General features: G+C 72.4%; 22 protein-coding genes. 15 read left to right on the top strand and 7 right to left on the bottom strand.

Features of this window, described 5'->3' with window-relative positions; genetic code table 11:
* Nucleotides 1-14 precede the first annotated feature (14 nt).
* Nucleotides 15-587, bottom strand: coding sequence for an EF-hand domain-containing protein (locus tag EIM47_RS13590; protein WP_125077212.1), 573 nt, complete (start codon nt 585-587; stop codon nt 15-17).
* A 137-nt stretch (nt 588-724) separates the two neighbouring features.
* Here EIM47_RS13590 and EIM47_RS13595 point away from each other — a divergent pair, with 137 nt between their 5' ends.
* Genes EIM47_RS13595 through EIM47_RS13625 form a run of 7 tightly spaced genes read left to right on the top strand, consistent with a single transcriptional unit; the run spans nt 725 to nt 5,715 of the window.
* Nucleotides 725-1,501, top strand: coding sequence for an arginyltransferase (locus tag EIM47_RS13595; RefSeq protein ID WP_205948728.1), 777 nt, complete (start codon nt 725-727; stop codon nt 1,499-1,501).
* A 28-nt stretch (nt 1,502-1,529) separates the two neighbouring features.
* Nucleotides 1,530-2,744 carry an endonuclease/exonuclease/phosphatase family protein gene (locus EIM47_RS13600; protein ID WP_125077213.1) on the top strand — a complete coding sequence of 405 codons (1,215 nt, stop codon included), beginning with the start codon at nt 1,530-1,532 and terminating at the stop codon, nt 2,742-2,744.
* Nucleotides 2,745-2,790: 46 nt separating this feature from the next.
* Nucleotides 2,791-3,180, top strand: coding sequence for a roadblock/LC7 domain-containing protein (locus EIM47_RS13605; RefSeq protein ID WP_051403657.1), 390 nt, complete (start codon nt 2,791-2,793; stop codon nt 3,178-3,180).
* A gap of 9 nt (nt 3,181-3,189) precedes the next feature.
* The gene (locus EIM47_RS13610; protein WP_240626244.1) at nt 3,190-3,693 is read left to right on the top strand and encodes a PAS domain-containing protein; all 504 of its coding nucleotides are present in this window, start codon (nt 3,190-3,192) and stop codon (nt 3,691-3,693) included.
* The gene (locus EIM47_RS13615; RefSeq protein ID WP_019399470.1) at nt 3,690-4,442 is read left to right on the top strand and encodes a PhnD/SsuA/transferrin family substrate-binding protein; all 753 of its coding nucleotides are present in this window, start codon (nt 3,690-3,692) and stop codon (nt 4,440-4,442) included. The genes EIM47_RS13610 and EIM47_RS13615 overlap by 4 nt, the downstream gene beginning before the upstream one ends.
* 2 nt (nt 4,443-4,444) lie before the next feature.
* Entirely contained in the window at nt 4,445-5,068 is a 624-nt protein-coding gene (locus tag EIM47_RS13620) for a hypothetical protein (protein ID WP_125077214.1), read from the top strand.
* On the top strand, nt 5,065-5,715 hold the full coding sequence (locus EIM47_RS13625; protein WP_125077215.1) for a hypothetical protein: 651 nt from the start codon (nt 5,065-5,067) through the stop codon (nt 5,713-5,715). Before EIM47_RS13620 ends, EIM47_RS13625 begins: the two co-directional genes overlap by 4 nt.
* 15 nt (nt 5,716-5,730) lie before the next feature.
* Here the strand turns inward: EIM47_RS13625 and purT are convergent, their stop codons facing one another.
* Entirely contained in the window at nt 5,731-6,915 is a 1,185-nt protein-coding gene (gene purT, locus EIM47_RS13630) for a formate-dependent phosphoribosylglycinamide formyltransferase (protein ID WP_125077216.1), read from the bottom strand.
* Between the two features lie 128 nt (nt 6,916-7,043).
* On the opposite strand from purT, the gene EIM47_RS13635 reads away from it, so the two are divergent.
* The 7 genes from EIM47_RS13635 (at nt 7,044) to EIM47_RS13665 (ending at nt 10,872) form a co-directional block, all read left to right on the top strand.
* On the top strand, nt 7,044-7,919 hold the full coding sequence (locus EIM47_RS13635; RefSeq protein WP_019399466.1) for an SPFH domain-containing protein: 876 nt from the start codon (nt 7,044-7,046) through the stop codon (nt 7,917-7,919).
* A 10-nt stretch (nt 7,920-7,929) separates the two neighbouring features.
* On the top strand, nt 7,930-8,205 hold the full coding sequence (locus EIM47_RS13640; RefSeq protein ID WP_019399465.1) for a hypothetical protein: 276 nt from the start codon (nt 7,930-7,932) through the stop codon (nt 8,203-8,205).
* A complete protein-coding gene (locus EIM47_RS13645) occupies nt 8,202-8,390 on the top strand; it encodes an Arc family DNA-binding protein (protein ID WP_125077217.1) in 189 nt (62 codons plus the stop codon). Before EIM47_RS13640 ends, EIM47_RS13645 begins: the two co-directional genes overlap by 4 nt.
* Nucleotides 8,387-8,572: a DUF4177 domain-containing protein gene (locus EIM47_RS13650; protein WP_019399463.1), complete on the top strand. Its 186-nt coding sequence runs from the start codon at nt 8,387-8,389 to the stop codon at nt 8,570-8,572. The genes EIM47_RS13645 and EIM47_RS13650 overlap by 4 nt, the downstream gene beginning before the upstream one ends.
* A 231-nt stretch (nt 8,573-8,803) precedes the next feature.
* A complete protein-coding gene (locus tag EIM47_RS13655; protein WP_125077218.1) occupies nt 8,804-9,376 on the top strand; it encodes a hypothetical protein in 573 nt (190 codons plus the stop codon).
* Nucleotides 9,377-9,425: 49 nt separating this feature from the next.
* A complete protein-coding gene (locus tag EIM47_RS13660; RefSeq protein ID WP_125077219.1) occupies nt 9,426-10,247 on the top strand; it encodes a M15 family metallopeptidase in 822 nt (273 codons plus the stop codon).
* 85 nt (nt 10,248-10,332) lie between these two features.
* Nucleotides 10,333-10,872 carry a cytochrome b/b6 domain-containing protein gene (locus EIM47_RS13665; protein ID WP_050992215.1) on the top strand — a complete coding sequence of 180 codons (540 nt, stop codon included), beginning with the start codon at nt 10,333-10,335 and terminating at the stop codon, nt 10,870-10,872.
* Nucleotides 10,873-10,876: 4 nt separating this feature from the next.
* Here EIM47_RS13665 and EIM47_RS13670 read toward each other — a convergent pair whose 3' ends face one another.
* The 5 genes from EIM47_RS13670 to EIM47_RS13690 all read right to left on the bottom strand — a co-directional run bounded on the left by EIM47_RS13670 (nt 10,877) and on the right by EIM47_RS13690 (nt 15,356).
* Entirely contained in the window at nt 10,877-11,557 is a 681-nt protein-coding gene (locus tag EIM47_RS13670; protein ID WP_125077220.1) for a DNA-3-methyladenine glycosylase, read from the bottom strand.
* A 4-nt stretch (nt 11,558-11,561) separates the two neighbouring features.
* A complete protein-coding gene (locus EIM47_RS13675; protein WP_051403659.1) occupies nt 11,562-11,933 on the bottom strand; it encodes a DUF423 domain-containing protein in 372 nt (123 codons plus the stop codon).
* Between the two features lie 80 nt (nt 11,934-12,013).
* Nucleotides 12,014-13,183 (bottom strand): polyketide cyclase, encoded by a 1,170-nt coding sequence (locus EIM47_RS13680; protein ID WP_026010699.1) that lies wholly within the window; start codon nt 13,181-13,183, stop codon nt 12,014-12,016.
* 335 nt (nt 13,184-13,518) lie between these two features.
* A complete protein-coding gene (locus EIM47_RS13685) occupies nt 13,519-14,160 on the bottom strand; it encodes a response regulator transcription factor (RefSeq protein ID WP_019399455.1) in 642 nt (213 codons plus the stop codon).
* A complete protein-coding gene (locus EIM47_RS13690) occupies nt 14,157-15,356 on the bottom strand; it encodes a sensor histidine kinase (RefSeq protein WP_019399454.1) in 1,200 nt (399 codons plus the stop codon). Before EIM47_RS13690 ends, EIM47_RS13685 begins: the two co-directional genes overlap by 4 nt.
* A 136-nt stretch (nt 15,357-15,492) precedes the next feature.
* Here EIM47_RS13690 and EIM47_RS13695 point away from each other — a divergent pair, with 136 nt between their 5' ends.
* Complete coding sequence (locus EIM47_RS13695; RefSeq protein ID WP_019399453.1) at nt 15,493-16,086, top strand: GNAT family N-acetyltransferase; 594 nt, start codon at nt 15,493-15,495, stop codon at nt 16,084-16,086.
* Nucleotides 16,087-16,091: the final 5 nt, after the last annotated feature.

Consider the following 16,091-nt stretch of genomic DNA (forward strand, 5'->3'; position numbering starts at 1 on the left):
GCGCCTGTTACTTCTTACTTCGCCGCAGGCTGCGGTGCCGGGGCACCGGCCGCGCGCGCACCGCGCCTGGCCTTGGCCGCGTCCAGCTCGGCCTGGCTCAGCTTGCCGTCGCCGTCGGTATCCACGGCCTTGAACCAGGCCTCGCGGCGCTGCTTGGCCCAGGCCTCGCGGTCGGCCTGGTCGATGAAGCCGTCCTTGTTGGCGTCCATGCGCTCGAACCGAGCGGTCGCCGCGGCCAGGGCCTCGGCCTTGCTGATGCGGCCGTCCTTGTCGGCATCCACGTCCGGGCCGGCGAAACCGAAGCCAAAGCCGCCGTGGCCGCCGCGGCCCCCGTGGCGGCCGTGCTTCATGCGCGGCAGCTCGTCGCGCTGCAGCTTGCCGTCCTTGTTGCGGTCCAGCTGGTCGAAGCGCCCGGCCAGGCGCGGATGCGCCGCGGCCTCCCTGCGATCGATCACGCCGTCCTTGTTGGCGTCCAGCGCCGCGCGCGGCTTGCCCGTGGCGGCAAGCGCCGCGGTTTCCTGGGCCAGGGCGGCACCGGCGGTGATGGCCAGCAGCGTGGCTGCGATCAGGTAAGGGGTCTTGTTCACGTGTTTGTCTCCAGTCGTGCGTGACGTGATGGCCACGACGGGGAAAACGCCGCTGCCCGGCCCCCGTTGACCCCGCGGGCGGACCCGTTCAGCCACCAGCCGGGCTGGAGCGCCGGCCCGGCGCGGATGGCGGCGCTATGCTGGGCGCATCCGCCGACCGCATCGCCATGGGCCACGACACCTCCCCCGCCGATGACCTGCGCCTGTACCAGACCGGCAGCCATCCCTGTGGCTACTGGCCCGAGCGCGAGGCCCGCGACCTGGTGCTGGACCCGCGCGACCCGCGCCTGGGGCTGGTCTATCCGCAGGCGCTGGAATGGGGCTTCCGCCGCTCGGGCGACATCGTCTACCGCCCCTCCTGCGCCGCCTGCCGCGCCTGCGTGGCGGTGCGCATCCCGGTGCAGCGGTTCCAGCCGGACCGCAGCCAGCGCCGCTGCCTGCGCCGCAATGCCGACATCAGCGCGCGGATCGTGCCGGCGCGCCGCACCGACGAGCACTTCGACCTCTACCACCGCTACCTGCTGGCGCGGCACCGCGACGGCGGCATGGACGACCACGGCACCGCCGAGTTCGACCAGTTCCTGGTCGGCGCCTGGTCGGACACCCGCTTCCTGGAGCTGCGCGAACCGCCGGCGCCGGGCAGCAGCGGACCCGGCCGGCTGCTGGCGGTGGCGGTGACCGACCGCGCCCCGCACGGGCTGTCGGCGGTCTACACCTTCTACGAGCCGGAGGAGGCCGCGCGCGGCCTGGGCACGCTGGCGATCCTGCGCCAGCTGGAATGGGCGCAGCGCGAGGGCCTGGCCCACCTGTACCTGGGCTACTGGATCGACGGCCACGCCAAGATGGACTACAAGCGCCGCTTCCGCCCGCTGGAGGCGTTCGACGGGCGCGGCTGGCGGGAATTCCCGTACTGATGCGCATGCGCCGTGCGAGAATCCGCGCATGCGCACCCTGTTCCCGATCCTTCCGCTGCTGGCGATGCTGAGCGCCTGCGCCTCGTCCACGCCCGCCCCCGGCAACGACGCCACGCTGCGCGTGGCCACCTACAACGTCTCCCTCTATGACGACGAAGCCGGCGGCGTGATCGCGCGGCTGCAGGCGGGCGACGCCGGCGCGCGCAAGGTCGCCGCGGTGCTGCAGCAGGTGCGCCCGGACCTGGTGCTGATCAACGAGTTCGACTACGACGCCGACGGCCGCGCCGCGGACCTGTTCCAGCGCGCCTACCTGGAGCAGGCCCAGCCCGGCGGCGGCGAGCCGCTGCATTACCCCTACCGCTACCTGGCGCCGGTCAACACCGGCGTGCCCAGCGGCCTGGACCTGGACCGCGACGGCACGATCGGCGGCGAGGGACGGCAGCGCGGCAACGACGCCTGGGGCTTCGGCCTGCACCCGGGGCAGTACGGCATGCTGGTGCTGTCGCGCCATCCGATCGACGCCGGCAACGCGCGCACCTTCCAGCTGCTGCGCTGGAGCGCGATGCCCGATGCCCGTCGCCCGATCGACCCGGCCAGCGGCCAGCCGTGGTACGAAGACGCGGTGTGGACGCAGCTGCGGCTGTCGTCCAAGTCGCACTGGGACCTGCCGGTGCACACCCCGCAGGGCACCGTGCACTTCCTGGTCTCGCACCCGACCCCGCCGGTGTTCGACGGCCCGGAGGACCGCAACGGCGCGCGCAATGCCGACGAGATCCGGCTGTGGCAGCACTACATCTCCGGCGGCGACCTGTCCTGGCTGTGCGACGACGCCGGCCGCTGCGGCGGCCTGCCCGCGGGCGAGCGCTTCGTCATCGCCGGCGACCTCAACAACGACCCGGTCGACGGCGACGGCCACCACGACGCCATCCTCGGCCTGCTCGGGCACCCGCGCGTGCTGCGCATGGACCCGCCCGCCTCGGCCGGCGGCGCGGAGAAGGCGCGCGCCTATGCCGCGGCCGGGCTGCTCCGGCGCGGCGCGCCGGAGCACGTGACCGGCGACTTCGGCCCGCGCTCGGGCGCGATGCGGCTGGACTACGTGATCCCGTCCACCGGCTTCCAGGTGCGCGGCAGCGGGGTGTTCTGGCCGGCCTCGCACGAGCCGGCGGCGGCCATTGCCGACGGCAGCGACCACCACCTGGTCTGGGTCGACCTGACCGTTGGTCGGACAACCGCCGGCGATTGATCCTGATCAAAACGGGGGGTCGGGGGCGCGTGCTGGAATCCGCGCCATGAACGCCATCCCTCTCCAGCACAACCCGCGCGCCGCGCAGATCCGGCAGACCCTGGAAGACCTCACCAGCTCCAGTGCCGACATCGAGGCCTCCGCGCTCATTTCCATCGACGGCCTGCTGATCGACGCGGCCATGCCGCAGAGCATGGACGAGGACCGCATCGGCGCCATGTCCGCGGCCCTGCTGTCGCTGGGCGAGCGCACCGCGCGCGAACTCGGCCGCGGCCGCCTGGAGCGGGTCCTGGTCCAGGGCGAGGACGGCTACGTGATCATGACCGCCGCCGGCGAGGAGGCGGTGCTGACCGTGCTCACTCGCGCCGAGGTCAAGCTCGGCCTGGCGTTCCTGGACATCAAGCGGGCCGCCCAGGCCCTCGGCCGCATCGTCTGAGGGGCCGCGATGAGCCGCCTGCCGGACATGACCCCGCCCGCCGGCCCGCACCTGCAGGCCGTGCACACCTGCCACGACGGCACCCGCCGCACCGTGTACTGGACGGACGAGGAAGTGCCCTACCCGGACGGGCGCCTGATCGTCTCGCGCACCGACCTGGACGGGGTGATCACCCATGCCAACGAGGCCTTCGTCGAACTCAGCGGCTACAGCCGCGAGGAGCTGATCGGCGCCCCGCACAGCATCCTGCGCCACCCGGACATGCCGCGCGCCGCGTTCGCCGACCTGTGGGACACGCTCAAGGCCGGGCGCAAGTGGCACGGCTACGTCAAGAACCTGCGCAAGGACGGCAAGCACTACTGGGTCTACGCCACCGCACTGCCCAACGTGCGCCACGGCCAGGTGGTCGGCTACACCTCGGTGCGGCGCAAGCCCTCGCGCCGCGCCATCGCCGAGGTGCTGCCGCTGTACCGGCAGTGGCTGGAGCAGGAAGCCGCGGGGGTCACCGCATGACCCTCAACCTGCTGGTCGCCCCCGATTTCGCGCCGGAGAACTTCCCCGGCTGGTACATGCTCGCCACCCTGCTGCAGCACCGCTCCGGCACCCGCCTGCACCTGCTGATGCCGGCCGACGCGCGCGAGCAGGCGCAGATGCTGGGCGACGGCCTGGCCGACCTGGTCTACGCCAACCCGTTCGACGCCACCGCGATGATCCGCGGCCAGGGCTACCAGGCTTTCGCCCGCCCGGCCGCGCATTCCAACGAGATGGTGATCGCCACCGCGGCCGGCTCGCCGGTGTCGGTGGTGGAGGAACTGCGCCCGGGCTGCCGGATCGCGGTGACCGACAACCGCGACGTGCGCCTGATCGGCCTGCGCCTGCTGGAGCCGGCCGACCTCACCGAACGCGACATCCAGTGGGTGCCGGCCAACAGCCACCAGGCGGCCGCGCGCATGACCCTGTCCGGGCAGGTCGACGCCGGCTTCTTCCTGGCCTCGGCCTACCACGCCCTGGCCCGCATCACCCGCGGGCAGCTGAAGGTGCTGGTGGAAAGCAAGCTGCGCGACATCAGCCACGTGCTGCTGGCGCATCCGCGCGTGGGCGACGACCTGCAGCCGCTGGCCGCGGCGCTGCTGGCGGTCGACCCGTCCCGCCCCGGCGACGCCGAGGTGCTGCAGGCGCTGGGCCTGCCGGCCGGGTTCGAGGCCATGGAGCGCGAGGACGCCGAGTTCATGATCGACCTGATGGACACCCTGCTGGACTGAGCATGGCCGCCACCCTCGACGCACGCCGCGAGTTCCGCGAACGCACCCGCGCCGTCGCCCGCGCGCCGCAGGACACCGCCGCCCACCTGGCGCGGCTGCAGGCGGCGCTGCAGCTGGGCGACACCGAACCGGTGCAGGGCGCGCTGGCCGACCTGTTCGTGGCCCTGCCACGGGCCGACACCGCCCTGCGCCAGGCCGCGCTGCACCTGGCCTCCGGCCGCCTGGCGCCGTACGTGGCCGAGGCCTTCGGCCGCCACGCGCACGGCCACGTGCTGCCGGCCATCACCGCACTGGCCACCCGCTGGAGCGTGTTCGCCCAGCCCTCGGCCGACGTCCCGGCGCGGGTGCGCCGCGCCAGCCCGGACCATTCGCGGCGGCTGGCGGCGCAGGTGGTCGAGGCGCTGCTGGACGGCGAGCCGCTGCACGCGGCGCGCGTCGAGCACGAGTTCCTGGACCATTGCGTCTCCTGCCAGGACAAGTACGCCTTCATGCTCGCCAGCCGCGACCTGCGGCGGCACGAGATCGCCGTGGGCGACCGCTGGGAGCGGGTCGCCGACTGGCTGGAACAGCACGCGGCCATCGGCGACCGCGCCGAGGCGCCCACCTCACGCAAGGGAAGCCCATGAGCCTGGAACTGGTCGAGCCCGCGTCCCAAGACATCCCTGCCGACGCCGCCAAGTGGCTGCTGCCGACCCCGCGCGGCGCACTGCACGGCTTCTCCACGCCCGAACCGGGCCCGGCGCAGCGCGCGGTGCAGGCATTGCTGTCCGCCCCGCAGGCGATGGAACTGGCGCGCTGGCGCCAGGAGCACGACCGCAACGGGCGCATGCTGCAACAGCTGCAGGAGAAGCAGTGGGTGCAGCTGCTGCGCCGGCAGGTGCCGGCGCCGGACGTGCGCCTGGGCGACTTCGCCCAGCACGTGATCGCGCCGCTGTCCGGCGAGCGCCGCGCGGTGCTGGCGTCCGACAGCGGCTTCTGCCTGGGCCATTCCGGCCTGGACCAGGACCTGGCCGAGACCCTCAGCGCGGCGGCGGCGGACTATTCCTCGTTCGTCGCCCGCCAGGCCCGCCGCGGCTGGCCCGGCGCGCAGCGGGTCGCGTTCCACAACGACCCGGACATGCTGTTGCCGGAATGGTCCTTCGTCCCGCTGTGGATCGACGGCAGCGGCTACTGGCTGGTGCTGGCGGGCGAGCCGCTGCTCAACAACCTGGCAATGGTCGAGCTGGTGTGGAGCATCCGCCTGGCCGGCGCCCGCTTCGCCGCGCCGCTCTGAACCGCTGCTGCCCCCTCAGGGCAGCAGTTCGATCCCGATCGCCGCGGCGGCATCGCGCGCCGTCGCGCGTGCCTGTTCGATGTCGGCGCCACGCGCCAGGGTGACGCCGACCCGGCGCTGGCCTTCCACCCGCGGCTTGCCGAACAAGCGCAGCGCGGTGTCCGGCGCCGCCAGCGCCGCGTCGATCCCGGAAAACACCGGCACGCCATGGCCGCTGGCCAGCAGCGCGCAGGAGGCGCTGGGGCCGTTCTGGCGGATCACCGGCACCGGCAGGCCGAGGATGGCGCGCGCATGCAGCGCGAACTCGCTCAGCTCCTGCGAGACCAGGGTCACCAGGCCGGTGTCGTGCGGGCGCGGCGACACCTCCGAGAACCACACCTCGTCGCCCTTGACGAACAACTCCACGCCGAACACGCCCCAGCCGCCGAGGTCGTCGGTGATGGCGCGGGCGATGGCCTGGGCGCGCTCCAGCGCGCGCGGCGACATCGGCTGTGGCTGCCAGCTCTCGCGGTAGTCGCCGTCCTTCTGCAGGTGGCCGATCGGCTCGCAGAAGCTGGTGCCGCCGGCATGGCGCACGGTCAGCAGGGTGATCTCGTAGTCGAAGTCGACGAAACCCTCGACGATGCAGCGGCCGGCGCCGGCGCGGCCACCGGTCTGCGCGTACTCCCAGGCCGCCTCCACCTGCGCGGCCTCGCGCACGATGCTCTGGCCCTTGCCCGAGGACGACATCACCGGCTTGACCACGCACGGCAGGCCGATTGCCTCCACCGCCGCGCGGTACTCCTCCAGGGTGTCGACGAAGCGGTACGGCGAGGTCGGCAGGCCCAGGGTCTCGGCCGCAAGGCGGCGGATGCCCTCGCGGTCCATGGTCAGGCGCGCCGCGCGCGCGGTCGGGATCACCTTGAGCCCCTCGGCCTCCAGCTGGACCAGGGTCTCGGTGTGGATCGCCTCGATCTCCGGCACCACCAGGTCCGGCTCCTCCTTCGCGATCAGCTCGCGCAGGGCGAAGGTATCGAGCATGTCCAGCACGTGGCTGCGGTGGGCGACCTGCATGGCCGGCGCATCGGCGTAGCGGTCGGCGGCCACCACCTCCGCACCCAGGCGCTGCAGCTCGATCGCCACCTCCTTGCCCAGTTCGCCCGAGCCGAGCAGCAGGACGCGGGTGGCATGGGGGGTCAGCGGGGTTCCGATACGGACCATGGCGGTGCGGCAGGTGGTGAAAGGGCGGCCAGTGTAGCCGCCGCCGCGGCGGCCGCCCCCTCCCGGAAGCCCTCTTGACGATTGATATCGTTTTGATATCAGATTAAGGCGTCACCTGGAGAGCACCCATGAAAGAGCGTCCGATCCATTCCCTGCCCGGCATCCCCGTCCTGCTGGCGGCCCTCGCCCTTTCCGCGGCCACGGCCTGGCTGTTCTTCACCGGCATCGGCGCCGGCGACGGCGCCCCGGACGTGGCGCGCCTGGCCGGCGCGGCCGCCACCCTGCTGTTGGCCCTGCTGGCGTTCATCGGGCTCTATTCGATCCAGCCCAACCAGGCCGCGGTGCTGAGCCTGTTCGGCAAGTACGTGGGCACGGTCAAGGAAGCCGGCCTGCGCTGGAACAACCCCTTCTATTCCAAGCGCAAGGTCAGCCAGCGCGTGCGCAACTTCGAGAGCGGCAAGCTCAAGGTCAACGACCTGGACGGCAGCCCGATCGAGATCGCCGCGGTGATCGTGTGGCAGGTGGTCGACGCCTCCGAGGCGGTGTTCAACGTCGACGACTACGAGAGCTTCGTCCACATCCAGTCCGAGGCGGCGCTGCGGGCGATGGCCTCCAGCTACCCCTACGACCAGCACGACGACGGCCAGATCGCCCTGCGCAGCCACCCGCAGGAGATCTCCGAGCACCTGCAGGCGCAGATCGCCGAGCGCCTGGGCCGGGCCGGCGTGGAGGTGATCGAGGCACGCATCAGCCACCTGGCCTACGCCCCGGAGATCGCCCAGGCCATGCTGCAGCGGCAGCAGGCCAACGCGGTGATCGCCGCCCGCACCCGGATCGTGGCCGGCGCGGTGGGCATGGTCGAGATGGCCCTGGCCGAGCTGCAGAAGAACGACGTCGTCCAGCTGGACGAGGAACGCAAGGCGCAGATGGTCAGCAACCTGCTGGTGGTGCTGTGCGGCGACCGCGGCACCCAGCCGATCGTCAACGCCGGCTCCCTGTACTGAGGTGGACGGAATGGACGCGCTCGCCGCCCTGGTCGTCGCCATCACCGGCCTGCCCGCGCTGGGCGTGGCCACCTGGTACGCACGCTACGACGACGAACACGCGCGCGGCCTGGCCCTGCGCTGGGCGCTGATCGCCCTGGCCATCCTGTGCGGCGCCGTCGGCCTGTACTTCGCCGGCGGCAGCCGCGGCGCGGTCACCGCGGTGGCCGTGGCCATGGCCCTGGCGGTCAACGCGCTGGCGATCTCCACCATCCTGCACGCGCGCCGCGGACGCCCCCGCCGATGACCGAGCGCAAGGCCTTCCAGCTGCGGATCAGCGCGGAAGTGCTCGCCGCGACCCAGCGCTGGGCCGACGACGAGCTGCGCAGCCTCAACGCACAGATCGAATACGTGCTGCGCGAGGCGCTGCGCAAGGCCGGGCGCCTGCCCAGACCGGATACCCGCCCGGAGGCGGAGGAGGAAGAGCAATGAGCACCACGCAATGGCGGTACCTGGTCGTCGAGGTCAAGACCTCGCTGCTGGGCAGCTACAAGGTCGAGCAACTGCAGGAGGAACTGGACCGCCACGGCCGCCTGGGCTGGGAGCTGGTGAACGTGGTCCACTCCACCCCGAGCCTGCCCTCGCCCACCCTGGTGTTCAAGCGCCCGGCCTGAGGACGAGCCCCATGCCCACCTGGCCCGCCTGCCCGGACGCCACAGCCACCGCCATGCCGCCACGCCGCGCGCCTGGCCTGGCCCTGGGCGCCGGGCCGGCGCTGCCGCGGTCCTGAAGGAGCCACGCATGCACGCACCCACGCTGTCCGCCACCACCCTGCATCCCCTGGAACGCCGCGCGCACACGCCCCGGCGCGCGGTCCCGCATGGCCTTCGGAGGCACGCCTGAGCATGGCCCGTCCCGGCATTTCCGCCCACGAATTCGAAGTCCCCGCGCCGCCCGCCCCCGCGCTGTGGCTGCTGCCCGTGCTGTGGGCGGGGATGGTGGCGCTGGTGTTCGCCCTGCGCCACGAGACCCTGCTGCGCCCGACCCCCGGCAACCCGGTGCCAGCCTGGCTGGTGATGATGTCCGCCATGGCCCTGGCCTTCGCCGGGCCCTTCATCCTGCTGCACGTGCGCCGCATCCGCCTGGCCGATGGCGTGCTGTCGGTGAACGCCGCCGGCCTGTTCCCGCACAAGGTCGCGGTGGCGCAGCTGGACCTGGCGCGCGCCCGGCTCGTGGACCTGGACGCACACCCGGACTTCAGCCCGCGCGTGCGCCTGTGGGGCCTGGGCCTGCCCGGCTTCCGCGCCGGCCACTACCTGCTGCGCAACCGCGCCCGCGCCTTCTGCCTGCTGACCCGGCGCGAGAAGGTGCTGCTGCTGCCGCGCCACGATGGCCGCTACCTGCTGCTGACCCCGGAGCGGCCGCGCGACCTGCTGGAGCAGCTGGCGGCCGCCGCCGGGATTCCGGCGCCGCGCTAGCGGCGCGCGGGCTGGCGGCACCGCGCCTGCCGGCCTAGGCTTGCACCCCATGCACCTGCCTCCCCAGCCCCTGCGCACACGCCTGGTCAACACCGGGCAGATCGAACTGTGGCCGGCCGGCCTGCTGCGCGCGCGCGGCAATGCCGACGCCCGCGCCCTGGCCCAGGCCCATACCGTGCTGCGGCGCAAGCGCGACGGCCGCTACCTGGCCACCGTGCGCGCCGACGGCGTGCTGGCACTGGTGCCGCGGCTGGCACGCGAGCCGGGCATCGACGAGGCGCTGGACGCGCTGGCCGCGGCCGAGGCGCACCCGGCTCGCGGCCCGCTGCCGGCGCCGCAACCGCTGCCACTGGAGCGGCTGCAGCAACGCCTGGCCGCGCTGGGGATCGACGCCGCCGCCTACGAGGCGCGCACCGGGCTGGCACCGCTGGCCGAACCGGAATGGCTGGCCTTCGCCGGCCGCGACCGCTGGCAGCGGCCGCTGTGGCTGCTGCCGGACGCGGCCCGCGCCTGGCTGGCGATGCGCCGCGCCGCCGCGGCCGACGGCGTGGTGCTGGAATCCATCTCCGGCTACCGCAGCCACGACTACCAGCTGGGCATCTTCGAGCGCAAGCTGGCGCGCGGGCAGACCGTGGCGCAGGTCCTCACGGTCAACGCCGCGCCCGGTTACAGCGAGCACCACGCCGGCAGCGCGCTGGACATCGGCACGCCCGGCGAGCCGCCGGCGGAGGAGTCGTTCGAGGCCACCGCCGCCTTCGCCTGGCTGCAGGCGCATGCGGGCGGCTTCGGGTTCCGCATGAGCTATCCGCGCGACAACCCGCACGGCATCGTCTACGAGCCCTGGCACTGGCGCTTCCACCCGCACCGCTAAGGCAACGGCGCGCTTGCGCCTGATCAAGGCCGGCGCGGGCGAAGCTGCCGACACTGCACGCCTGTCCCGGTCCAGCAGGCACCCCATGGCCATCCAGAGCTCCCGTTACCGTCCCTCGCTCATCGCCCTGCACTGGCTGACCCTGGTGCTGCTGGCCGCGGTCTACGCGACCATGGAGCTGCGCGGCCTCTTCCCAAGGGGCAGCGTGCCGCGCGACCTGATGAAGACCTCGCACTACTTCCTCGGCCTGGCGGTGTTCTGCCTGACCTGGGTGCGGCTGGGCCTGCGCGCCACCGGCACCACCCCGCCGATCCTGCCCGAGCCGCCGCGGTGGCAGCTGCTGCTGGCCAGGCTGGTCGCGCTGGCGCTGTACGCGCTGATGCTGGCCATGCCGGTGCTGGGCTACCTGGTGCTCAACGCCCACGGCGTGGCGCCGTCGCTCGGCGGCTGGTCGCTGCCGGTGCTGTTCGAGCCGGGCCCGGAACTGGGCGGGCAGCTGGAGGCCTGGCACGAAGGCATCGCCACCGCCGGCTACTGGCTGGTCGGCCTGCACGCGGCCGCGGCGATCTACCACCACCACGTGCGCCACGACGACACCCTGGTGCGGATGTCGCTGCGCGGCTGAGGCCTCAGTCCTGGGAGCGGTTGGTGCGCGGCGTGGCGGGGTCGGTGCCGGCGCCGTCGGCGATCCGCCACAGGTACAGGCTGGCGTAGGTGCGGTACGGGCCCCAGGCCTGGCCGCGCTCGGCCAGCTGCCGCGGCGTCGGCGGCAGCTCCAGGCCATCGACGATCTGCGCGCCCTTGCGCACGCCCAGGTCGTCCACCGGCAGCACGTCCGGCCGGCCGAGGCGGAACATCAGCATCATCTCCACCGTCCAGCGGCCGATGCCGCGCACCGGCACTAGGGCCTGGACGATCTGGTCCTCGTCCATCCAGGCCATGCGCCGCAGGTCGGGGATCTCGCCGCGGGCCTCGCGCGCGGCCAGGTCGCGCAGGGCCAGGGTCTTGTTGCCGGACACGCCGCAGGCGCGCAGGGTGGCGTCGTCGACCCGGCCCAGGGTGTCGTGGTGCAGGCGCTTGCTGCCGATTGCCGCCTCCACCCGGCCGACGATGGTCGCGGCGGCCTTGCCGGACAGCTGCTGGTAGAGGATCGCCCGCGCCAGCGCATCGACCGGGTCGAAGCGGCGGCGCCAGCCGGCCTCCGGCGGCAGCGGCCCGATCCGGTGCATCCACGCGCCCAGCCTGCGGTCGCGCCGGACCAGGTGGTCCCAGGCGGCCTGCACGTCGAACCCGCGGGCGTGGCGCGGCATGGCCTCAGCGCCCGCGCAGGGCGGATACCGCCCAGCCCAGCCAGCCCAGCATCATCAGCGTGCCGCCGGCCGGCGCCAGTCGCGTCGGCCAGCCGGCCAGGGCGCCGCCGGCGAGGCTGCCGCAGAACAGCAGCGTACCCAGCAGCAGCGCCAGCAACGCGCCCCGGGCGAGGCGGCCGGCGGCACGCGGCCACAGCGCGGCCAGGGCGATGCCGTGGCCGAAGGCGTACAGGCAGGCGGTCTGCAGGTTGGAACGGGCGTGGCCGTCGTCCAGGCCATGGGCGGCGTAGGCCGACAGGCCGATCGCCAGCGCCGCCAGCAGCGCGCCGGCGGCGGCCGGCGCGCGCGAAGTCGGGTTCATGGCGGTTTCCTCCATGCGCGGCAGCCTAAACGAAAAGCGCCGCTTTCGCGGCGCTTTCCGGGGTGCCTGGGCCGGCCGGGCCGGCCGCGGCGGTATTACTTGACGTGCCAGTAGACGTCGTACTCGCCCTCGAGGGTGAAGGCCTTGTCGACCCCGCCCTCCCAGACCTCGTACGGACGGTCGGTGACCTCGTAGCCGTGGGTGGTCGCCCAGGCACGGACCGAGTTGCGGATCGCGTCCAGCTCGGCCATCGAACCGGTGAACTGGCCGAACGCGGCGCGGCCGCCCTTGGTGCGCACGTACTCGACCGGGGCGCCGTCCGGGATCTTGACCTGCAGCGGCTCGCCGGAGGCGGCGACCGGCTTGGCGAAGGCGGCGTCCTGGGCGGCCTTGGCGGCGGCCTCGTCGACCTCCTCGCCCTCGGCGGCGGCCGGGGCCTCGGCCGGGGCCGAACCCTTGCGGCGGACCGGGATGGCCACGTCGAACGCGTACTTCTCCTGGCCGAAGTCGGTGGTCACGATGCGCACGGGACCGGCGGCCTCCAGGTTGTTGGCCTCCATGGTGCGCTTGATCCACTCCTGGTTGTTCTTGATCGACTGCTTGATCGCGTCGTTGCTGCGGTCGACGTTGCCGGCGTTGACCACCAGCAGGTCCTCGGCCGGGACCTCGACCACGGACAGGTCGCGCAGGGTGACGCCGTCGGCGCGGTAGTCGAAGTTCGGCACCGAGGCCAGCATGTTGGACATGCGCGCCAGGCCCATCTTCATGTCGTCGCCGACGTGGCGGTTGACGTACAGGCCGGCGTAGCGGGCGACCAGGTTCCAGCCGTACTCGACGTCGTAGGTCTGGGTGATCTTGACGTTGCGGTTGTTCTTGCCGGTCGGCTCCAGCAGGAACTGCACGGTCTTGTCGTGGCCGGCGGTGGCGTCCTCGACCTTGATGACGACCTTCTCGTTCGGGATGCTCTCGACGATCTCCCAGCTGCCGGTGCCGATGCGGTCGTCGCTGGAGACGAAGTCCAGGCGGGCGCCGACGCCGGACTCGGGGCCGGAGGTCTTCAGCTGGATCTTCGGATCACGCAGAACCAGCGTATTCCAGTCCCTGAAGCGGCGCAGATTGTTCACCGTGTCGTACACGATGGTCATCTTGCGGTTGGTCTCCACGCTTTCGGTGATGTGGCGGTGGTCGGGAAGTACGACACCGACCAGCAGGGCCAGGCCGGCCACGATCCCCAATGCGATCAGGAACTCGATAAGACGGGTCATTCAGGAGTCTCCGGGGCCGATTCCACGGCGTATTTGCGATGCGAGCCGCGAATCGTAACAGGGTTCTTGGCGTGCGCGCAGCCGAATGCATGCACCGGAGCGCGATTGAACGGAATTCTTACATCAGCGCCCGGCGCAAACGCCCACGGCACAAGGATTCCGGCCCTCCCGGCCGCGATGCCGGCAGGGCATTCCAGGACCTCCGCAAAAAACCCATACGCCAGCGTGGGGAAGGATGACAGGACCGTGGCGGCCGGGCCGCGCCACCGACGACCGGCGCCAGCACCCGGTTGCGCACGCGGCGCTGCCAGGCACGCACGCGCCGGGCAGCGCGCTCAGACCAGCTGCAGCTCGAAGGCCTTGAGCACCGCCCGGGTGCGGTCGCGCACGCCGAGCTTGCTGAGGATGTTGGACACGTGGTTCTTGATCGTGCCCTCGGCCACGCCCAGCGAATTGGCGATCTCCTTGTTGGAGAAGCCGGAGGCCATCAGCCGCAGGATCTCGGTCTCGCGGTCGGTCAGCGGGTCCGGGCGGTCCAGGCTGACGAAGTCGTTGCGCATGTGCTCCAGGCCCGAGAGCAGGCGCTGGGTCACCGCCGGCTGCACCAGCGAGCCGCCGCTGGCCACGGTCTGGATCGCCCCCACCAGCTGCTCCAGCGACACGTCCTTGAGCAGGTAGCCGCGGGCGCCGGCCTTGAGCCCGGCCAGCACCAGCTGGTCGTCGTCGAAGGTGGTCAGGATGATGGTCGGTGGCAGCTGCCCGGCCTGGGACAGGGTCTGCAGCGCCTCCAGCCCGGACATCACCGGCATGCGCATGTCCATCAGCACCACGTCCGGGGCGACCTTCGGGATCATCTCCACCGCCTGGCGCCCGTCGGCGGCCTCGGCGACCACCTCGATGCCGCCGTCCAGGGCCAGCAGGGACTTGATGCCTTGGCGCACCAGGGTCTGGTCGTCGACCAGGCACACTCTGATCATGGCAACGCTCCTTCGATCGCCGGCCGCGCCGGGGCTGATGCAGGGATGGACAGGCGCAGGACGAAGCCGGCGCCCTTCCGGGTCTGGATGTCGAGGGTCCCGCCGCACTGCTGCACCCGCTCGTGCATGCCGCGCAGGCCGTTGCCGGGGACCAGGCCCTCGGCGCCCTCGCCATTGTCGCGCGCCTCCAGGCGGATGGTGGCGTCCTCGCGCCATACCCGGATCGCCAGCCGGTCCGCCCCGGCGGCGTGCCGCACCGCGTTGGTGATGATTTCCTGGGTGCAGCGCAGGACCACGTGGGCGCGCTCGGGATCGTCGATCGGCAGCGGGGCCTGGATGTCCAGCTCCACGTCCAGCGAGGGCACGTGGTCGGCCAGCGGCCGCAGCGCCGCGGACAGGTCGATGCCGCCGCTGGCGTCGCGCAGCTGGCTGACCGCCTCGCGCACGTCGGTCAGCAGCAGCCGGGCCAGGGTATTGGCCTGCCTGACGTGCTCCTGGGCGCGGCCCTCGGTCATGTGGCTGGCCACTTCCAGGTTCAGGCTCAGCGCGGTCAGGTGGTGCCCCAGCAGGTCGTGCAGCTCGCGCGAGATCCGGGTGCGTTCGTTGACCCGGGCACTCTCGGCCAGCAGGGCGCGGGTGGCGCGCAGTTCGGCGTTGAGCCGGCGCTGCTCCTCCCGGGCCTCGGCCTGCTGCCGCGCCACCAGGCTGGTCACGTAGATGAACATGGAGAAGCCGCCGTACAGCAGCGACTGCATCAGCGCCTCGAACAGCGGCATCCGGAACACGCCGTAGTAGATCGGCAGCACCGCCAGCTGGCTCAGCAGCAGCAACAGCACGCCCGAGCCGGCCGGCAGCAGCCACGGGATCACCCCCGCGGCGACCATCAGCAGGATGCTGCCCAGGCCCGAGCCGTTGAAGTAGCTCACCGCCAGCGCGAACAGGGTCAGCACCAGCAGCAGGCCGCGGTCGTGCCAGGCCGGCCGCGCCCGGCCCAGGCCGCGGGTCAGCCACCAGTAGCAGGCGCCGAAGCCCAGGTAGGAGGCGAACAGCAAGCCGGCCCCCACCCGGCCCATGGTCTGCTCCTCCGCGCCGTAGGCCGGCACGTACTGGGAATAGACCAGCGGCACGCCCACCATGCCCCAGGTGAACAGGCCGGCGTAGCGCAGCAGGCGGGTGTGGCTGATCGGTCCGAACATGGCCGCATCTTACGGGCCGGGCCCCCCGGTCCGCTGCCCCGGAAGTCATGCCCTCGCCGGGCCCGGCGACCCCATGCGATAATCCGGGCGCATTGCCGGCATGGCCGGTCCGCCTATCTGCAAGGTTCCATTCCTGATGTCCATCGTCATCCGCGACGTGCGCGAACACGAGCTGGACTCGATCCTGGCCCTGAACAACAACGCCGGGTCGGCCATCCTGCCGCTGGACGCGGCCCGGGTACGCAGCTTCTACGACACCGCCGAGTACTTCCGGGTGGCCGAGCGCGACGGCAACCTGGCCGGCTTCCTGGTCGGGTTCGGCAGCGGCAGCCAGCACGACAGCTGCAACTTCGCCTGGTTCAAGCAGCGCTACCCGCACTTCTTCTACATCGACCGCATCGTGGTGGCCAGCCGCCGCCGCGGCGGTGGCGTCGGCCGCGCCTTCTACGCCGACGTGCAGAGCTACGCCGAGCTGCGCTATCCGCTGCTGTGCTGCGAGGTGTTCCTGGACCACGGCGCCGACCCGGCCCTGCTGTTCCACGGCAGCTTCGGCTTCCACGAGGCCGGGCAGAACGTGATGCCCGACGTGGACGTGCGCGCCAGCATGATGATCAAGGAACTGTGCAGCTACGCCTGGGTCCGCGAGACCTATGGCGACGACCTGCCGGACCTGCCCTGGGTGGGTCGCCCGCGCCGCCCCGCCGGCGACAACCGTGCGACGGGGACCTGAGGTGG

It is taken from the genome of Pseudoxanthomonas sp. SGT-18 (assembly GCF_003931645.1).
GTDB lineage: Bacteria > Pseudomonadota > Gammaproteobacteria > Xanthomonadales > Xanthomonadaceae > Pseudoxanthomonas.